This window comes from Meiothermus cerbereus DSM 11376, from assembly GCF_000620065.1.
In the GTDB taxonomy this organism is placed as follows: Bacteria; Deinococcota; Deinococci; order Deinococcales; family Thermaceae; genus Meiothermus; species Meiothermus cerbereus.
This window is the reverse complement of record NZ_JHVI01000031.1, coordinates 19,069-36,111: the sequence shown is the minus strand read 5'-3', so window position 1 is coordinate 36,111 and position 17,043 is coordinate 19,069. Positions and strand designations below refer to the sequence as shown.

The 17,043-nt window shown below is 60.7% G+C and carries 12 protein-coding genes and 1 riboswitch; of the genes, 5 read left to right on the top strand and 7 right to left on the bottom strand.

Translation table 11 applies throughout. The features are described from left to right. Positions 1–130 precede the first annotated feature (130 nt). The 7 genes from Q355_RS0111585 to Q355_RS0111555 form a co-directional block, all read right to left on the bottom strand. Positions 131–685, bottom strand: a complete 555-nt coding sequence (locus Q355_RS0111585) for an FHA domain-containing protein (RefSeq protein WP_027877955.1) — start codon at positions 683–685, stop codon at positions 131–133. Continuing rightward, a complete protein-coding gene (locus tag Q355_RS17235; protein WP_051529404.1) occupies positions 682–2,544 on the bottom strand; it encodes a serine/threonine protein kinase in 1,863 nt (620 codons plus the stop codon). Before Q355_RS17235 ends, Q355_RS0111585 begins: the two co-directional genes overlap by 4 nt. A gap of 2 nt (positions 2,545–2,546) precedes the next feature. Then, positions 2,547–3,932, bottom strand: a complete 1,386-nt coding sequence (locus tag Q355_RS0111575) for a vWA domain-containing protein (RefSeq protein ID WP_027877954.1) — start codon at positions 3,930–3,932, stop codon at positions 2,547–2,549. Positions 3,933–4,128: 196 nt separating this feature from the next. After that, positions 4,129–5,574 (bottom strand): argininosuccinate lyase, encoded by a 1,446-nt coding sequence (locus tag Q355_RS0111570; protein ID WP_027877953.1) that lies wholly within the window; start codon positions 5,572–5,574, stop codon positions 4,129–4,131. A 110-nt stretch (positions 5,575–5,684) separates the two neighbouring features. After that, entirely contained in the window at positions 5,685–7,955 is a 2,271-nt protein-coding gene (locus Q355_RS15795; RefSeq protein WP_051529403.1) for a sensor domain-containing diguanylate cyclase, read from the bottom strand. A 172-nt stretch (positions 7,956–8,127) separates the two neighbouring features. Then, the gene (locus tag Q355_RS0111560) at positions 8,128–8,847 is read right to left on the bottom strand and encodes a type I CRISPR-associated protein Cas7 (RefSeq protein WP_027877952.1); all 720 of its coding nucleotides are present in this window, start codon (positions 8,845–8,847) and stop codon (positions 8,128–8,130) included. Positions 8,848–8,849: 2 nt separating this feature from the next. After that, positions 8,850–10,421 carry a S8 family peptidase gene (locus Q355_RS0111555; protein WP_169735546.1) on the bottom strand — a complete coding sequence of 524 codons (1,572 nt, stop codon included), beginning with the start codon at positions 10,419–10,421 and terminating at the stop codon, positions 8,850–8,852. 147 nt (positions 10,422–10,568) lie between these two features. Next, a riboswitch (cyclic di-GMP riboswitch) is annotated at positions 10,569–10,654 on the bottom strand. 541 nt (positions 10,655–11,195) lie between these two features. On the opposite strand from Q355_RS0111555, the gene Q355_RS0111550 reads away from it, so the two are divergent. From Q355_RS0111550 to Q355_RS0111530, 5 genes are all read left to right on the top strand, one after another. Next, a complete protein-coding gene (locus tag Q355_RS0111550; RefSeq protein WP_245597564.1) occupies positions 11,196–12,251 on the top strand; it encodes an HD domain-containing phosphohydrolase in 1,056 nt (351 codons plus the stop codon). Between the two features lie 166 nt (positions 12,252–12,417). After that, positions 12,418–13,251 (top strand): carbohydrate ABC transporter permease, encoded by an 834-nt coding sequence (locus tag Q355_RS0111545; RefSeq protein ID WP_027877949.1) that lies wholly within the window; start codon positions 12,418–12,420, stop codon positions 13,249–13,251. Between the two features lie 115 nt (positions 13,252–13,366). Beyond that, positions 13,367–14,161, top strand: coding sequence for a carbohydrate ABC transporter permease (locus Q355_RS0111540; RefSeq protein WP_027877948.1), 795 nt, complete (start codon positions 13,367–13,369; stop codon positions 14,159–14,161). Between the two features lie 97 nt (positions 14,162–14,258). Continuing rightward, the gene (locus Q355_RS0111535) at positions 14,259–15,458 is read left to right on the top strand and encodes an ABC transporter substrate-binding protein (RefSeq protein WP_027877947.1); all 1,200 of its coding nucleotides are present in this window, start codon (positions 14,259–14,261) and stop codon (positions 15,456–15,458) included. A 345-nt stretch (positions 15,459–15,803) separates the two neighbouring features. Next, positions 15,804–17,042 (top strand): LeuA family protein, encoded by a 1,239-nt coding sequence (locus Q355_RS0111530; RefSeq protein WP_027877946.1) that lies wholly within the window; start codon positions 15,804–15,806, stop codon positions 17,040–17,042. Position 17,043: the final 1 nt, after the last annotated feature.

Below are 17,043 nucleotides of genomic sequence, written 5' to 3'. Positions count from 1 at the left end.
GATGTTTGAACGCCAGGGGGCGGCAGCTCCTCCTCCGGCGGCAGGCCCATGTCGGCGTGGGTCATGCCCTCGGCCTCGGCCTGCAAAATTTCCTGCAGTTCCTCTTCGTCGGGGTTCTGGCCCGGCATGACTAACCCTCCTGGAAGACCAGCGTGACGTTGCCAAAGGCAATCTCGTCGCCATCCCGGAGTTCGGCGGGCTCCACCAGGCGGGGGGAGTAAGCCTCCTCGCCGGCCCGCTTGATGAAGACCCCATTGGTAGAGCCCAGGTCGCGCACCTTCCAGACCCCCTCGAAAAACAGCTCGGCGTGGCGGCGCGAGATATTCTCGGCCCCCGGCGCCCCGGCCAGGTCAATCTCCACCGGGCCGGTCGAGGCATCAAAGCGCCCCACCACCAGGCGCGGGCCTTGCAGGGGAATGCTCTCGTTGGTGAGGGCGCCATAGCGCTTGAAGACCAGCCGGGCCGGGCGGAAGAGGGGGGCAGGGGGTGGGGCGGGGCTGGGTTCGGGGGTGCTCGGGAGGGCCTCCGGGTGAGGGGCGGGTTCAACCGGCGCTGATGAGGGTGTGGCCGGGGTCTCGGTAATTACGGGCTCGGGAGACTGGCCTGGGGTGAGTTCGACCCCACAGCTTTCGCAGTACTGGGTTCCATCGGGATTCTCGCTTCCGCATACCTTGCACACCATCATGGACTACGCTCCTTTCTGCCTCGTTCGCGGGTCAAGCGAACGATACCACCTAAACATAGAATAAGCACCGCCACGGCCAGGCCGCCGGGCTCGAGGGTTTCCCCCTGGGCGGGGTCGGCCCAGCGAAAAGCTGCCACCAGGCCCAGGAGCACCGCCAGGGGGAAGCTAAAACGTTCCAGCAGCAACACCCCCAGGTACACGCCCCCCAGAAGGGCTGCGGCCAGGGCCCCTTGCTCGAGCGTGATCTGGTTCCTGTTATAAAGCACCCCCGCACCCCCCAGCACCAGCAACGGCAACAGCCAGCCAAGCTGCGTTACCAGGAAGCTCAGGATGTAAAAGACGCCCAGCGCGGTAGCGGTGTAAAGCCCTGCCCGCAGCCAGGGGAAAATTTCGGAGTAGCCTGGCACCCAGGTGTGGAAGTCGCGTTGCAGCCGGTCATCTAGGGGCTGCAGAAGCGTCTGCAGGGTGGTTGGACGTACTTCGTAGAGCAGATAAAACAGGGATGCCGAGGCCGCTAGCGTCAACAAGTTGAGCCAGAGGTCGTGACGAGCAGCTCTTTGGGGAGCGGGGTTTGGATTGGGTGCCGGGCTGGGCGTGGGGTTGGGCGAGGGTCGGGGGGGTGGAACGGGCCTGGGGGCGGGCTGGGGTGGGGGCGCAGGGGTCGGGGCCGGACGCCTAAGGGGGACCAGGGTAAAGCGGGCCTCGAGGCGGCTCCCGGCTTTGAGCTCTACCCTGACCTGCTGGGGTTGGTAGCCGGGTGCGTCGGCATACAGGGTATAGCTGCCCAGGGGGAGACCATCCAGGTCGGTATTGCCCCGCACCACTCGCTGAAAGTTATTGGGGCCTTTCAGCCGCACCGCGGTCTGGGGCGGGCTGACCCGGATCGAAAGGCTACCGGTAGCGGGGGTGGGGGCGGGCTGGCGCTGGCCCAGCAGAATGGCCCGAAACTCGGCCACGCTCTGGGGCCGCCGATCCACCCGAATCTCCAGGGCCCGGTTGACGGCCTGCTCGAGGCCATCGGGGGTTTCGCGCGGCAGTCGCAGGGGTTGGTTGCTCTGCACCCGGTCGGTGGCGGCGGGGGGTACCACCCCCATCAGCGCGTGGTACAGCGTGGCCCCCAGCGCGTAGAGGTCGGTGTAGGGGCCAAACTTGCCCGCGGTGCCATACTGTTCCAGCGGCGCGTAGCCGGGCGTGACCAGCCGGGTGTGTTTTTGGGTTTTGCCCTGGGCAAACTGCCGGGCCGAGCCAAAGTCAATCAGCACCACCCGGCCATCCTGGTGCAAGAAGACGTTATCGGGCTTGATGTCGCGGTGCAGCATGCCCGCTTTGTGCACCACTTCCAGGGCGTCCAGCAGCTTGAGGGCGATGTCCTGCACCTCGCGGGCGGGCAGTTTGCCCTGTTTCTCGATGCGCTTGCCCAGGGTCTGGCCCTTCAGGAACTCCATCACCAGATAGGCGGTGCCGTTTTCCTCAAAAATATCGAAGACCCGCACGATGCCCGGATGGTTGAACTGGCTCAGCACCCGGGCCTCGTCCTCGAACTTCTCCATGGTCTCGGCGAAACCAGCCCCCGAGAGGCTGGTGGGGGGCACCACCTGACGGGTCTGGGGCCTGCGGGTGGAGCCTTCGGGGAAGAGTTCCTTTATGGCTACAGGGCGGTTTTCCTGGGTGTCGGCCCCCAGGTAGGTGATGCCGAACCCGCCCTGCCCCAGCACCTTGCCCAGGGTGTAGCGCCCCCCCTTGAGCCGGGTGCCCACCGGCAGGTGATGGGCCCCGTGCACATCCACGCCCATGCCGCAGGCCGGACAGGTGGCTGCACCGGGGGGAATGGACGAGGCGCAGTAGGGGCAGCGTTCCATCCTCAGGCGCCGGTGATCTTGCGAATCTCTTCGTCGGAGGGCAGGTCGCCCCCGCCGGGCCCCTGCTTGAGCACCTGGGTTTTGGCCCCAATCTTGATGGTCTTGGCGGTGCCGAGGCTGATGGTCTTGCTGCTCTTGAGCTCGCCCACGGCCTGGTCGAGGGCGCGGGTCATGGCGCTGTTGCCCAGCTTGACGGTCAGGTTGCGGGCCAGTTCCAGTGTCTTGGCAGCCTTGGCGGGGTCGGTGCGGGCCTCTTGGGTGGCTTGCTTGACCAGCATCTCGATGTTGCGTTGCTGCACCCACTGCATCACCTCGGGGTCGATGCGGGCGGCCAGGGCCTCGTCGGTGGTGAACTCCACCACCACGTCCATGGGGGGAACCTCGCCCCGGTAGCCCTGGCCCGGCACCTGGTAGGTCAGACCTAACTGGGCCAGGCGGATGCGCGCAGGGGGGCGGGCCGGCAGGGTAAACTCGAGGATAAATACCGTCCAGTCGCCCTTGGCCGCGTTGCCCAGGGGGTAGGGCGTTTTTTGTTCCACTTCGGCTTGGGTGGGATACACCCGCGTCACCCTATCCAGGGTTACGTCCTTAACTGTTCGGACGGACAAGCCAATGTCGGTGATGACCTCGCTGGCTGCACTTTCCAGCTCGCCCAGAATGGCCTGGGGCAGCTCGCTGGCCTTCAGGCTGGGCGGCATGGGGTTCTGGGTGTCCGGCACGATGTGGAAGGGCCTGCCCTGGGTGCGGTCGGTAATGGCCATCAGGAGGTCGTCGTTCCAGTCGTCGCCCACGCCAATGGCCGTTACCGGGATGTGGGCCTCGGCCAGTTGCGCTGCGGCCTCTTCCACCAGCGGCTCGTCGAAAGCCTGTCCGTCGGTCAGCAGAATCATGCGGCGGCTGCCCGACTCTTTTTGCAGTTGCTTCATGCCCTCCAGCATGCCCGCGCCCATGTGGGTTCCGCCGGAAAACTGCGGCAGCTGCTCTACGGCGGCCATCAAGCGGGCTTTGTGGGCGGCGTCGGTAAAGGGCTGCACCACGCCCGCGTGGTCGTCGAACTTGATCAGGGCCAGGCGGTCGGTGGGCTCGAGCTGGCGGCTATTGAGCAGGCTTTGCAGCGCCTCCACCACCAGATCCATCTTGCTCTTGGCCCCGCGCACCACCTCGTACTCCCTGCCGTCTACCCGCACGCTCTGCCCGGTGCGCTGGGTGGGCTCGGTCACCACCTCGCGCATCGAGCCGGAGGTGTCTACCACAAAAGCGATAGCGAGCTGGGGGCGGGCGCTGGCGGCTTGGGCCTCGGGGCGCACCTTGAGGGCTAAAAACATCTTCTGGCCGGGCATATGGGCCAGCAGGTATTCACGGTGGGGTTGTAGACGGGTCTCGAGCATACGCCTCCTGTACACCTACACAGCAGTGGGTTTGTGCTTGATGAGTCGATTGCGCTTCAATGCGAGCATACTCAAGATTGTAGCCCATAGGCCAGATCGAGAAGCTCCCTCAATGGGTTTTGGTCATTTTGGGGCCATCCTTTCCAGCACTGGCTTACAGGCTTTGGATGCGGGGTTGTGTGAAAACCTTGGTGCGTTATGTCGAGGCCTGGGCAGGCTGCGCCAGCAGGCTCAAAGGCTCTTGAGCCAGCGTTCGCAAGGCCTTGCGGCGGCGACGCTTGAGCTCTTTGAGCTCCAGGCGCTCGAGCTTTAGCCGGTTCAGGGCGAAGTCCAGGTAGACCGCCTGGGCCTCGGGGGCGGCCCCCCCCAGCACTTTGCGCCGGGCCAGGAAGCGCTCGGGCTCTAAAGCCTGCAACAGCTCGGGGTCGCCAAACCCCAGGTGGCTTTGCAGGTCGTCCAGGCCCAGCTCGGCCACGGTGCGGCCTTTGCTGCTCAGCTCGCGCAGCATCCCCTGCACCTTGGGGTAGGCTTCGGCCAGCGGCAGACGCTTGCGGGAAACCAGCACATCTACCAGCTCGGAGGCCAGCACGCTGCGGTCGTGCAGCCCCTGGGCCAGCACCTCGGGCACAAAGCGGCTCTCCTGCAAGGCCACCCGCAGAAGCGCCACGGCCCCCTCGGCAGCGTAGAACAGGCTGTGCAGGGGCTCGAGTACCGCCGGGCCGTGGTCGTTGACGTCGCCAAAGGGGGTGCTGTAGTTGAGGTGGCCCAGGGTGGTGGGGCCGCCCATCAGCTCGGCCAGGAAGCCGCGCACGTGCTCCAAAACCACCGGATTCACCTTTTGCGGCATGATCGAAGAGCCCTGGCTGATTTTTTCGGCCACCAGGAACCCCCCCTGTTCGGCCCAGAACAGAAGGTCGGCCACCAGACGCGACAAACTGGTAGCCATGCCTGCCAGAGCATAGGCGATCTCTAAAGCCCAGTCGCCTGCGGCAATGGCGTCGTAGGTGTGCTCGAGGGTTCCGCCAAAACCCAGCCAGTGCGCCAGGGCTTTGCGGTCTACCGGGTAGGGGCTGCCGGCCAGGGTCGAGGCCCCCAAAGGGCACTTGTCGGTGGTCAGGAAAGCCGAGCGCAAGCGCTGATAATCGCGCGAGAGCAGGTTTTCCACTCCCGTGAGGTAGTGTCCCAGGGTGGTGGGCTGGGCCGGGCGGTGGTGGGTATAGGCGGTGAGGAGGGTCTGGCGGTGGTTCTGGCCCAGGCCCAGCAGCTCCCGCCGTAGGTCGGACAAAGCGGCCAAAATGCGCAAGAGCCGCTCGCAGGCATATGCGCGAAAGACGGTGAGGTCGAGGTCGTTGCGCGAGAGGCCCCGCCTTAGCGCACCGGCCACCTCGGAACCGAAGCGCTCGCGCAGGTGGAAGTCTATGGTAAAAAAAACGTCCTCGAGCTGCCCGCTAAAGCCCGGAATGGGGTCTTTGCGCAACTCGCTCAAGGCCCAGGCGGCCTCCTTGGCCTCGAGGATGCCGAGCTTGCCCAGGCCCAGGGCATAAGCCGTGAGGGCATCGAAAAAATAATCACCCAGATGTTCTTTTGCAAAGCGAAAATGCCTTTGCAACACCCAGCGGCTATATAGCTTGTGCCAGCGCATTGCTCTCACCCTTATTCAAGGCTACACCCAGTCTTGGTTTGGGAGTGTGATTGTTTTTGGCTGTGCCGATGATGTGGTTCGTGCCACCGATGCAAGCGTGGACTGCAAACTCAACCTGGCCTGTCGAGCGTAAAGCCGGGCTCCTGCAAAACGCTGAGGCGTCGCTCTTTTGCTGCATACATGCGCTCATCTGCCATCCGCAGCAAAGTTTCCTTGTCGGAGCCATCCAGGGGGTAAGTGGCCACGCCAATGTTTACCCCCAGGGTACAGCCTCTGATGCCGATTTCCTGGATGGCCCTGGCGTAGCGTTGGGCAGCATGAAGGGCTTGTTCTTCTGTGGCATAAGGCAATACGGCGGCAAACTCATCCCCGCCAAAGCGGAATAAGCCGTCCGATTCGCGGCATGTCCTTTTTAGGGCCTCGGCCACCCTTACCAGGGCTTCGTCGCCCAGGGCATGCCCTAGCTGGTCATTTATGGCTTTGAAGCCTTGCAGGTCCATCAGCAGCAGCGAAAATGGATGCCGATACCGCTTTGCCAAAGCCAATTCCTCGTCGAAAAAGGCATTAAAGGCCCGACGGTTGGCAAGGCCCGTCAAGGAATCGGTCAGGGCTGCTTCTGCCAGGCTTTGACGGGTGTGCGCCTGGTGAAGCAGCGTTGCCACAGGGGTAACAAAAAAGCGAGCGACCTCTAAAGAATCCTGGCCGAAGGCCCGTGTGTCGTGGAAGCTGTCCAGATTGAGCAGGGCCAGCACATGCCCTTGATAAAGCACCGGAATGGCCAGGTTGGACTGGATACGCCTGGTATAAGCGGCCAGGTCTGCCTCAGCCGAGGAGCTTTTAACACTGTGTGCCTCGATGGATGCCCATTCATTGGATAGGATGCGCGGTTCGCCCCTATACCACCCCTCGAGGTTGGCTCCGTACCACTGCTGGTGGTTCTGCTCAGTAAAGGTGATGTCTTTGAGGTGCTCGAGGTCGTAGCCCACCGCAGCCTTAAAGTGGAAGCGCTCCCCCTGGCGCACGAGCAGACTGCCTGCTTCTGCACCTGGAATGAGCTCCACTGCCGAATTCAACACCTGCTGGTAGAGGCTCTCTGAGTTATCCAGGGCGGCCTGGTGCGATAGATCGAGCACGGTTTCCAGGCGTTGCCGGGCCAGGGCGCCCTCCAGCGCCAGGCTAATAGAGCGGCAGGCCAGGTTCAGCAGGTTTTGTTCAGAAGGTTTCCATCGGTGGGGTTGCGGGTGGGCCAGGCCCAGCAGTACGCGGGCTCGAGGCATGTTGGGCAAGGTAATGGGATGAACTGCGAGGCTCCCGTGATGGTCGGCTAGGGGGCTGCCCTCCTGGGCCAGGTTGTCCACAAAAACAGCTTGCCCGGTATGGTAAACCTTCCAGAACAGGCGCTCGCTGGCGGATGTGGGGGGACTCCAGGCTGCACCCGGGGTTTGCACTGCCTGGTATTGAGCTAAAGTGCGTAACTGCTGGCCCTGTTGTTGCAAGATGACGCCGTGTGGTGCGTTTAGGCCCGAGGCCAGCAGCACCAGTGCCCGCTCGGCAAGCTCCTTTACCGAACCAGCAGCGGCCAGTGAAATGGAAAGCTGATGAAGCAGCCGGGCTTCTGCTTGCTCGGCAATCCAGGTAAGGCGGTTGCTTACGGTTTTGGCGAAGCGATCGAAGCAGACCTGTTCTCGAGGCTGAAAATCGCGGCGGCGCTTCAGGCATACCACAGCAGCAACCTCATCGTGCTCGAAGAGGGGAATGGCCATACAACGGCTGGGGGGTTGCCGGTCTGGTGGGGTTTGTCTACCTGGGCCGGGCGTAATTCTGGCAAGCACCCGCTGTAGCCAGCGAGGCCTGCGGGGGGTGTTTGGCATCTGCGAAAACCCTTCGGTTTCCTCCTCATACACGATGGAACCCTGCACATAGGCCCGCTGAGCTACGCTCTGCTCGAGGGTACTGGCTGCCGACGGGGTGCTGGAATAATACAACTGCAATCGGTCTATTTGCGGCAGCCATACCGTGATGCGCTCTGCTTGCTGCTCGAGCAATTCGGGCATGGCCCTGAGCACCTGATCGCGACTGGGAAGGGTCGACAGCACCTGCAAGGCGCTGACCAGCAGGGCCAGCTGATTGGAGGTTTCCTTCTGGCCCCAAAGCAGCTGCTGCCAAACCTGCCTGCTCCTGTACGAGAGGAAAGCTGTACTGCCCAGCACCAGCCAGATCCACAGAGGCGAAGCCAGGAAGGAGTGGTGCCAGAGCAGCAGAACCGCCGCCACTGCTGCCAGCAGCGATACAGCCAGCAGGCCCCTGTGCGGCTTTTTGGCTTGATAGGGCCGGGTTTTCCCAGAGAGGGGTTTGGTGTTGGGAAGATCTCCAGGTTTCATAGGAGAACCCCTTCAAAGCAGTTACCTGGATGTCTGAGCTCGGTAAGCCGAAATAGCCTGATTTAGATTCTGAATCTGTAGGTAGCTCGCTACCGGAACAACGCATATAGCCAGTCCAACCGCTAGCGGACAAAAGCCTGAACGAAACCATGACCTGATGGGCATTGGAACCTCACGCAAACTGGGTTAGAAAGACGCTGGGCATGGCCTCGAGCCTGCCCGGGGGAGGAGCCTGGATGGAGTAGTCTTCAAATTTCTGGGCCTGAGATTTTAGGGCTGGGGTTTGCACCAGGTTGAACAATTCCCTGGAGGGGATAGGCTCGGCTCGTTTGGCCTGGTGGGTAAAGACCCACAAGCCCCGCATGGATGTTTCGATAGGCCAGCTCGAGGTATCTGGTGCAAACACGCTGGATAGTCCTTTCCAGAGCTGTTCCAAATCCGATGCGCTTACACCGTTCTCCTTTCCGGCGGTGGGGGTGTAGTATCCGTGCATGCGGTAAAGCCCATAGGCTGCATTGCGGCCCGAGGTGAGCGGGAAGATAGGATCAACCGAGCGGGCCAGCGAAAAGCGAACTGGGCCCGGAATCAGGGTGTGCCCTGCGGGGTGGACGAGGCCAAACATCCGCAGGTTGTAAAACCCTGCACACAGGGCCTTAGCCCCCTTTGCGGCGTAGGCTTGCTCAATGACCGGCCACTTTCTGAGCACGGGCAACGACTCTTTCTCAAAGTACAGGTTTAGCGCTTCCCTGATCGCCTCATCGAACACCAGCCCATAGCGCACATCCTGGGCGAGCTGGTGGGGGCTGCTCAGAAAGGACAGGTCGAGCGGGCTGGCGTTTTTGATCTCAAACAGCAGCACAAACTTGTGATGTAGATCTGGGTTGCAGATCATGGCTACTCCTTAGGAAAACAGGCGGTGTTGTGGGGATCCACCACCTTGGCCACGTCCACGAGGCCGTAGCCGGTTTGGCTGTTCCAGGCCGAAGCGTTTTGCCCAGCGCTTTTCAAGCAGTTGCGTACCTGGGTCAGCCGGTCTGTGTGAGATTTGCCAAGCTGCTGCTGCTGTAGGAGATACAGGCCGATGGCGCTGCTGATGAAAGGTGCAGAGGCGGAAGTGCCATAGGCCAGGGCGTAGTCGTCCTTGCTGGGCCCGTAGGCTACTGGTACACCGCTGCCAGGGGCAACAAACTCGAGCTCGGCGCCATAGTTGGATGCATAGCCGCTAAACCATTTTGCCCGGGCTTGGTTGATGTCGGTGGCGCCTACTGCGATGACGTAAGGCGAGGATGCGGGGTAGCCCACCGAGGGCAGGTCTGCGTTGCCGCTCGAGGCCACCACCACCACACCCTGCTGGGTAACCTGCTCGAGTACCTGCTCGAGGTAGGGGTCGCGGAAACCCGGTTTGGAGATGGAAAGCGATAAGTTGACAACCTGAGCCGGGGTGGGGTTGATGAAAACCTGCCCGGCGATTTGGGTTGCCCCAGCGGCGTACTCCAGCGCCTGGGCCACTTGCAGCGTACCGGCCTGCCGCTTGGCATCGAAAACCTTGATAGGCAGTACGCGCAGCAGGTTATAGGCAGTGCCAGCCAGGGCCGAGCCGTTGTTGGTGGTGGCCGCGATGATGCTCGCCACCTGGGTTCCGTGGTTGGCGCCGGCGCCGGGTTTTGGTTCTACTGCACCTCGGACGGGGCGGGGGTTTTCGATCTCGTCTCCCACTACGTCCAACCAGCTATTTTGGGGAGTCAAATTGGGCGCCAGGTCGCCCCGCTGGGTATAAAACCCGGTGTCGGCCACGGCGACTACCGGTGCATCGCACCCCGGTTTCACTTCATCTAGCTTTTGCCAGGCCTGCTCAAGGTTCATAAGCCTAAACAGGGGCGCTTGTTCTAGCTGGTAGCTGCGGTTATGGGGGGGCACGGCCAGGCTGTCGGGCTGGTAGAGGTACTCGGGCTGCACGTACTGGCCCAGCCCGTGCTGATACAGACTTTGGGCCACCTTAGCCTCTTGGCCGGGCTGGGTGCGGTACAGGTTCCAGCCACCCCCCAGATCCCGCACCCACTGGGCCCCCAGGCTTTGGGCGCTGGCGATTTGGCTTTGCAGGCTTAAGCCGCTCTTGTGATAGACGATCAGGCGTCCTGCCACGTGCGGTACGTCAAAGTGGCCCAACCCTGTCGCTTTTAGCACCGATTTGGCCGCAGGAAGCTGCGCTTGCGATTTGATGCTGCTGGAGCAGACCGACCTGCCCTCTACGCGCAGGTTGACGATGAGGCGCTCGAGGCCTTTGGGGGTATTGGCCTCAATAATTACCCGATAACTTTTAGGGTCGGGGCTCTGGTTGCCCTCGAGCTGGAGGCTGACAGAAGAGCTGGTGGTGATAAGGGGCAGGTCGGGCAGCGGGGGCTCGCTACGAACCGTATAAAACTGGGCCCCCTCTATATTCCAGCTAAGATTTACCTGCCCCCCCACATAAGGTACGGCTTGAGGCGTAACTTCAATGCCTACCTGACTTTGATTCGATGAGCACGCGGTTAAGGTTATTGCAGCCAGAACCATCAGTGCTAATCCAAGGAGCTTCTGTTGTATAGGGGCTATCCAGTGCGCAGCAGTAACGCCATAGCGTTCGGCCGGTTGCACCACTGGCTCCCCGTTTCCCTTGGTGCCCAGATTGGGAATCACGGATCATCACCTCCGAACTTAGCTTTTCGAACGAGATATTGAGTCCGGCGGAATAAAGCCCTTTCGCTTTAGCCGGACTGCTTCTCAGGCTCCGACTGTCCTCAATATCCCGCAGAACAGTCTTCATAGCCGCCTCGGTCAACCCTGTACCCCTGCACCTTGACACCCGTATGGGGTGGGACTTGGTCTGGTTTGAGTGTGCAAGCGTTTGCAAAGCTGACCACCTGTCATGAGCTTAGGCAGGCCGGGTCGGGCGGTTTGGTTCAGATAGCACACACTTGAAGCGGGGGCCATAAACCCCGTGCCACACTATATTTGCACCAACGTGCCCCACCGCAGCCAAGCCATAGGGGCTGTCCGCGAATCCCAAAAAACTCGCCCAGCACGCACTTATCTACAAACGGGCTTCCTAAAGTGCAAATAACCCACATTATTTTGCCAAGCCTGGTATACTCCACAAATTACCCATAAGCAATGGCCCCCTTGGTTGAATTTGCCCACGTTTTTTTTGCAGGCACTAAGGTAAGTGTCGGGGGATTTGTTTTGGCCATGAAGGATGGAACCATGCAATTAGAAGACATGACCGTTTTTATTGTGGATGATGAGCCGACAAACGTGGCTTTGTTGCAAAGAACCCTCGAGCGTGTGGGGTTTTCCCGCATTTACGCCACCACGGATCCAACCCGCTTTGAAGAGTGTTTGAGCAGATTTCGGCCCGACGTGATTCTGCTGGATTTGCACATGCCCAAACGGAATGGCTTTGAAATACTCAAGTACCTGCAGGAGCGCCAGGTGGACGGTGAATACCTGCCGGTGCTTGTGCTTACCGCCGACCCCACAGCCGAAGCCAAGCGCCGAGCCCTGAAGCTTGGGGCTGAAGATTTTTTGCAAAAACCCTTTGACTTACTCGAGGTTGCCTTACGGGTGCGTCGCTTGCTCCAGACCCGTTACCTGCACCTGCAGCTGAAAGATGAGAATTCGCGCCTGGAGGCAGCCGTGCGGGCCCGTACCCAGGAATTGCACGAAGCGCATCTGGATGTGCTTCGACGCCTGGCGCACGCCGCCGAATTTCGCGATGACGATACGGGTGAGCACGTGCACAGGGTTGCCGAAAACGCCTGCAAAATTGCGCAGGGCCTGGGCCTGGAGTCCGCTGTGGTGGAAGCGCTTCGTCAGGCGGCTCCCCTGCACGACATAGGTAAGATTGCAATACCGGACGCCATACTCCGCAAAACTTCCCGGCTTACCCCAGAAGAGTATGAGTTCATGAAGAGCCATACTGTGGTGGGTGCTTCGCTGCTTGAGGGGGGTAAGTCGGTTTACTTACAAATGGCCAGCCGCATTGCGCGCTCGCACCACGAACACTTCGATGGTGGAGGCTACCCAGACGGCCTCAAAGGCGAAGCCATTCCCCTGGAGGCCCGAATTGTAGCAGTAGTAGATGTCTTTGACGCCCTGGTGTGTAGACGCCCGTACAAACAGGCCTGGCCTGTGCCACAGGCTGTTGCAGAAATTAAGCGCCAGGCGGGTTTTCAATTCGACCCCGATGTGGTCAGAGTATTTTTACAGTGTGTCCACGAAGGGGCCTTCCTGTTGCCTGCGCCGCTGACGCAAAGCTGAGCAGGCACCAGGAGCGGCGGCGGGCTAGAAGCATGTATTGGCACGGGAAAGCTGTGGCGCTATTTTCGAAAACTCCAAAAAAACAAAAGTGCGATGCAAACACCCGTACGGGAGTTTTGGTATAGTACCCTGATGTTGTTTGGCTATTGCTGGACAGGGATGAAACATGGGTCGCAATAACGCTTTCTGGTTCGCACTCCCAGCAGTTGCTTTGCTGGGGCTGTTTTTGCTGTACCCATTTTTGGATGTGCTGCGCTTTTCAACCTGGGACTGGTCGGGCTTGTCGGAGCCTACACCCATTGGCCTTGAAAACTACCAAAACATTCTGCGCGACCCGGATTTTTACAACAGCCTGCGCATCACCTTGATTTTTGCATTCATGACCCTGATTCCTTTTGTCTTGCTTTCGCTGCTGCTGGCCTTAGCCCTGGATGGCCAGCCCTACGAGCGCCCCATCAAGGCCCTGCTCTTCTTGCCAGGGCTGGTCACGCTAGGTGGTGCTGCGGTGGCCTGGTACACCCTGTTTTCGCCCGAGTACGGCGCACTGGCTTCGCTGGTTCCGGTGCCACGCTGGGATCAGAGTCCGTTTTGGGCCCTGGTGCTCATTATGCTTTTTACCATCTGGCGGCATATTGGCTACGGGGTGCTGGTGGTCTCGGCGCGCTTGAAGGCCATTCCCAAGACCTTGCTCGAGGCCGCCGCCGTAGATGGGGCGACCCCGGCCCAGGCCTTCCGCTTTATCACCCTGCCCCTTTTGCGCCCGGCCATTACCTTTTTGGTGGTGATTGGCACTGTTTTGACCCTGCAAGGCTATACAGCGGTGTTCCTGCTGACCCGGGGGGGGCCGTTTGGTGGTACCGAGGTGCTGGGTTACTACCTCTACAAGACCGGTTTTGAAGCGGGCCGCCTTGGTTATGCGGCTGCCCTCACGGTAATCATTTTGTTGTTGACGCTGTCTTTTGCCCTGGCCCAGGCCCGGCTTTTGCGGGAGGAGAAATGAAGGGGAAAGTTATGCGGCTTGCGTACTCTGAACCGCACATTTCCCCTGGGCTCGAGCCCAGCCGGGTTGGACAGACTTTCTGCGCTACCCCGCCCTTCTGCCTGGAGGTGTGTTTGTGCGCTGGTTAGGGCATTTGTTGGTTTGGACGGTGGCCTTCCTGGTGGCCCTGCCCTTTGTCTGGATGGCTTATGCAGCCTTCATCCCACCAGAAGCGGTCTTTAGCGGCGACATTTTTGGGAAACTGGGCTTTAGCCTGGCCAACTTCGAGGTGCTGGGCCGCGAAGGATTCTGGGAAGGCTTTTGGGGCCGCCTGGTGTTCTCGGTGCTCCTGACCGGGAGCGTAACCCTGCTTCAGCTCACCACCGGCTTTTTGGCGGCCTACGCCATTAAGGAAGGTGCCAGGATTCTGCCGTTCTTTCTGGTGCTTTTGGCTATTCCCGTTGAGTTGTTGCTGGTTCCCCTGTATGGCCTGCTGGTAGGGCTCAAGATTTTAGACACCATCTGGGCGCTGGTGCTGCCTTTTGCTGCCAGCCCCTTCATCGTGTACCTGCTTTTCCAGGGGATGCGTACGGTTCCAGAAGAACTGCTCGAGGCCGCCCGGCTCGATGGGGCCGGCCATCGCGTTTTGCTGAGCCGCATTCTGCTGCCACTCTTGCGCCCTCAGCTGATCGCGGCGGGGGTGCTGGCCTTTGCTGCCCACTGGAACCTGGTGCTCTACCCGCGAATTGTGGCTGGCAGCAAAGAGCTCAAAACGGTACAGACCTGGATCACCGATTTGCAGCGCCAGAACCCCGCCGACTGGGGGCCCTTGTCGGCGGCGGCCCTGGCTGCAACCCTGCCGCTGGTCATCATCTATTTGCTCTACGAGCGGAGAATCGTGGAAACCTTTGAGGAAGGCCTTAAAGGGTAAGCCAGCCGCTCTTGGTTGGATCGAACTTTTTTCTCATCCAGGGTGTGGCAAACTAGGACGGGGTTTGCCCAGCAGCAAACCCCGGAGGGTGAAGCAGATGCGTTTTTTGATTGTGCTGTTGGTTGCGCTGGGATGGTCCTTGGCTCAGCGCCCGGTAGATATCCCTTTCTGGCACACTGCGGGTCCTCCGGGCCAGCAGCCTTTGGAGGAGATGATCCGCGAGTTCAACGCTCGACAACGGGACTACCGGATTGTGCCCAGCTTTGTGGGAGACTACCGTGAGGGGGGCCTGAAGCTACTGGCCGCGCTGCGTTCTGGGGGCGCGCCAGCGCTATTTCACGCCGAAATTTCCTTTCTGGGGCGGATGGCTCAGGACAATGTGGCCCTGCCTTTAGACGAATACCTGGGGAACCTGCCGGGCGATTTTTATCCTGGATTTTTGGAGACCGGCAAGCTGCGGGGCCGTACCTACGGGCTGCCCATCGGCCTATCGATTCCGGTGCTTTTTTATAATGCCGACCAGTTCGCCTCCAAAGGGCTTGGTGCCCCACGCACCTGGGACGATGTAGCCACCGCTGCCCAACGCCTGACCACCCGCGCGGCAAAAGGCTACACGGTCTCGAGTGACATCTACAGCTTTGTGGTGTTGGTGATGAGCCGAGGGGGGTCTATCGTCAACAGCCAGGGCCGCCCCGACTTTACCAACCCCAAAGTGGTGGAGAGCCTGGAGTTCCTGCAAGACCTGGTTCGAAAGAACGTAGCCCAGAGCCGCAACATTGCTGAGGCCCAGTTCTCCGTAGCCGACTTTTTGCGCACCAAGACCTTTATGGGCATTGCACCCATTACCCTGTGGCCGCTGATTGAAAACCGTGCGCCCATTCCCTTCAGGCTCGGCGTGGCAGCAGTTCCCCGCTCGGAGGGCGGGAAGGTGCCCCTGGCTGGCGGTACCTTGGTGGTGCTCCGCGGGGCCAGCGAGCAGCAAGCCCGTGGCGCAGTAGCCTTCTGGCGCTTCCTGATAGAGCCCGCCAACATTGCCCGATGGGTCAAGGCCACCTACTACATGCCCATGCGCCGCTCGGCCCAGCCCCTCCTGGAGGACTTCTACAAGGAAGACCCCCGCCGCCGGGTGGCTTTTGGCCAGGTAGAACACGCCGACGTTTGGTTGCAAGATCCCGAGTTTACCATCTGGTACAGCTTTTTAGAAGATGCCCTCGAGCGGGCTCTGAAGGGCAACGCCAACGCCAGGCAGGTACTGGAAGAAGCCCAGCGCCGCGCCAACAGCGTTGAACGCCGCTAGTACAACTTGAGCCGACACCCAGTACATGTACTGGTGCGCTGCAATGGTTGGGAGCCGCGAGGGGGCATTGGGCGCCTATTGCGCGCAGAGATGATTGATTTCGCGCAATAGGCCAAACGAGACAAAGATTCCTCACAACGCTGATGCCCGACCTGGGCATCATTAGCTGGTCTTATTGCTGGACTGCCAGCCTTGACAGCCCCAGCAGAGCACGGGTACACTTCCCCCAGGATGATCTTAAGTGCAAAAAAATCCAGTGCCGGGGGGCTGGTCTGAGCTAGCCCGCGCAACTGCGTATCCCGGCCCGCACACTGCTTGCGGGCGGTTTTTTTTATGAAGGAGGTTATGGCAGCACTCACCTCAACACACCGTATCGAAATCGTGGACACCACCTTTCGCGATGGCCAGCAGTCGCCGCTGCTCTTTGACACCGAGAAGTACCGCTTTACGCTGGAAGAGAAGAAGGTGCTGATGGCTGGCTTGATAGAGTTAGGGGTAACCCATTTCGAGTTTTTTTCGCCGGTGGTCGGGGTGGCCGAGGCGCAGGACGTGCAGGAGCTGATAGCTCATGCCAGGGCCCTCACCCAGAAGCCCCTGATGTTTTTGGCCCACTGCCGCTGCCACCTGGATGATATCGAGCGGGCCCTCGAGACAGGCTGCAACGGCCTGAACCTCTACCTGGGGGTTTCGCCCCTGGCCCAGCAGCACAATGCCCAAAAATCCCTGGAAGAGTCGGTTCAGCTGGCCCAGGAGGTGATTGGGACAACCCGTAAGGCCCACCCCGACCTTTACCTGCGCTTTAGCGCCGAGGACGCCTTCCGCACCCCGCTCGAGGACATCTTTTGCCTGTACGATGCTGTTTATCCCTATGTGAACACCCTGGGCATGCCCGATACCGTGGGGGTAGCGGAGCCCGAAGATGTGAGTGCGGTGGTGGCCCAGCTGCGCCAGCGCTACCCCAACGCCGCCCTGGAGTGCCACTTTCACAACGACCGGGGCCTGGCCCTAGCCAACGTAATTGCGGCGGTACGGGCGGGGGTGCGTTATGTGGATGCTTCCATCTGGGGCCTGGCGGAGCGCTCCGGCATTCCTTCGGTTACGGGTGTGCTGTTTAACCTTTCCAAGCGCTATCCCGAAATTCCAAAGCAGTACAACCTGAGCCAGTGTTATCCGCTTAATGTGCTTATGGCCTCCATTCTGGGTACGCTGGTGCCCTATACCGAGCCGGTCTCGCTGACCAACCGCACGCACACCGCCGGAGTACACCAGAAAGCAGTTTTGAACGAGAAAAAAGTTTACGAGGCGCACAATCTGCACGACTTTGGGGTGGACAAAAACCAGCTACTTCTGGGCCCCCTATCGGGCTGGAACCTGATTTACTACTACCTGAAGGAAGTGGAGAACTTTATCATCAGCAAAGAACAGGCTAGGCAGGTGGCGCAGGAGTTCAAAAGCCGCACCGCTGAAATTGGGCGCAGCAAGAAACCCGAGGAACTTTTGCTGGAAATCGCAGAAGCCCACGGCCTTTTGCGCCACGCCTTGCCCGAGGAGGTGCCGACTGCCCGGCTGGAGAACCTGGACTGAG

Bases quoted from the DNA above. Each gene is read 5' to 3' on its own strand.
- Q355_RS0111585 (WP_027877955.1), bottom strand. From the start codon at position 685: ATGATGGTGTGCAAGGTATGCGGAAGCGAGAATCCCGATGGAACCCAG.
- Q355_RS0111570 (WP_027877953.1), bottom strand. From the start codon at position 5,574: ATGCGCTGGCACAAGCTATATAGCCGCTGGGTGTTGCAAAGGCATTTT.
- Q355_RS0111560 (WP_027877952.1), bottom strand. From the start codon at position 8,847: ATGATCTGCAACCCAGATCTACATCACAAGTTTGTGCTGCTGTTTGAG.
- Q355_RS0111550 (WP_245597564.1), top strand. From the start codon at position 11,196: ATGCAATTAGAAGACATGACCGTTTTTATTGTGGATGATGAGCCGACA.
- Q355_RS0111575 (WP_027877954.1), bottom strand. From the start codon at position 3,932: ATGCTCGAGACCCGTCTACAACCCCACCGTGAATACCTGCTGGCCCAT.
- Q355_RS0111530 (WP_027877946.1), top strand. From the start codon at position 15,804: ATGGCAGCACTCACCTCAACACACCGTATCGAAATCGTGGACACCACC.
- Q355_RS0111535 (WP_027877947.1), top strand. From the start codon at position 14,259: ATGCGTTTTTTGATTGTGCTGTTGGTTGCGCTGGGATGGTCCTTGGCT.
- Q355_RS0111545 (WP_027877949.1), top strand. From the start codon at position 12,418: ATGGGTCGCAATAACGCTTTCTGGTTCGCACTCCCAGCAGTTGCTTTG.
- Q355_RS17235 (WP_051529404.1), bottom strand. From the start codon at position 2,544: ATGGAACGCTGCCCCTACTGCGCCTCGTCCATTCCCCCCGGTGCAGCC.
- Q355_RS15795 (WP_051529403.1), bottom strand. From the start codon at position 7,955: ATGAAACCTGGAGATCTTCCCAACACCAAACCCCTCTCTGGGAAAACC.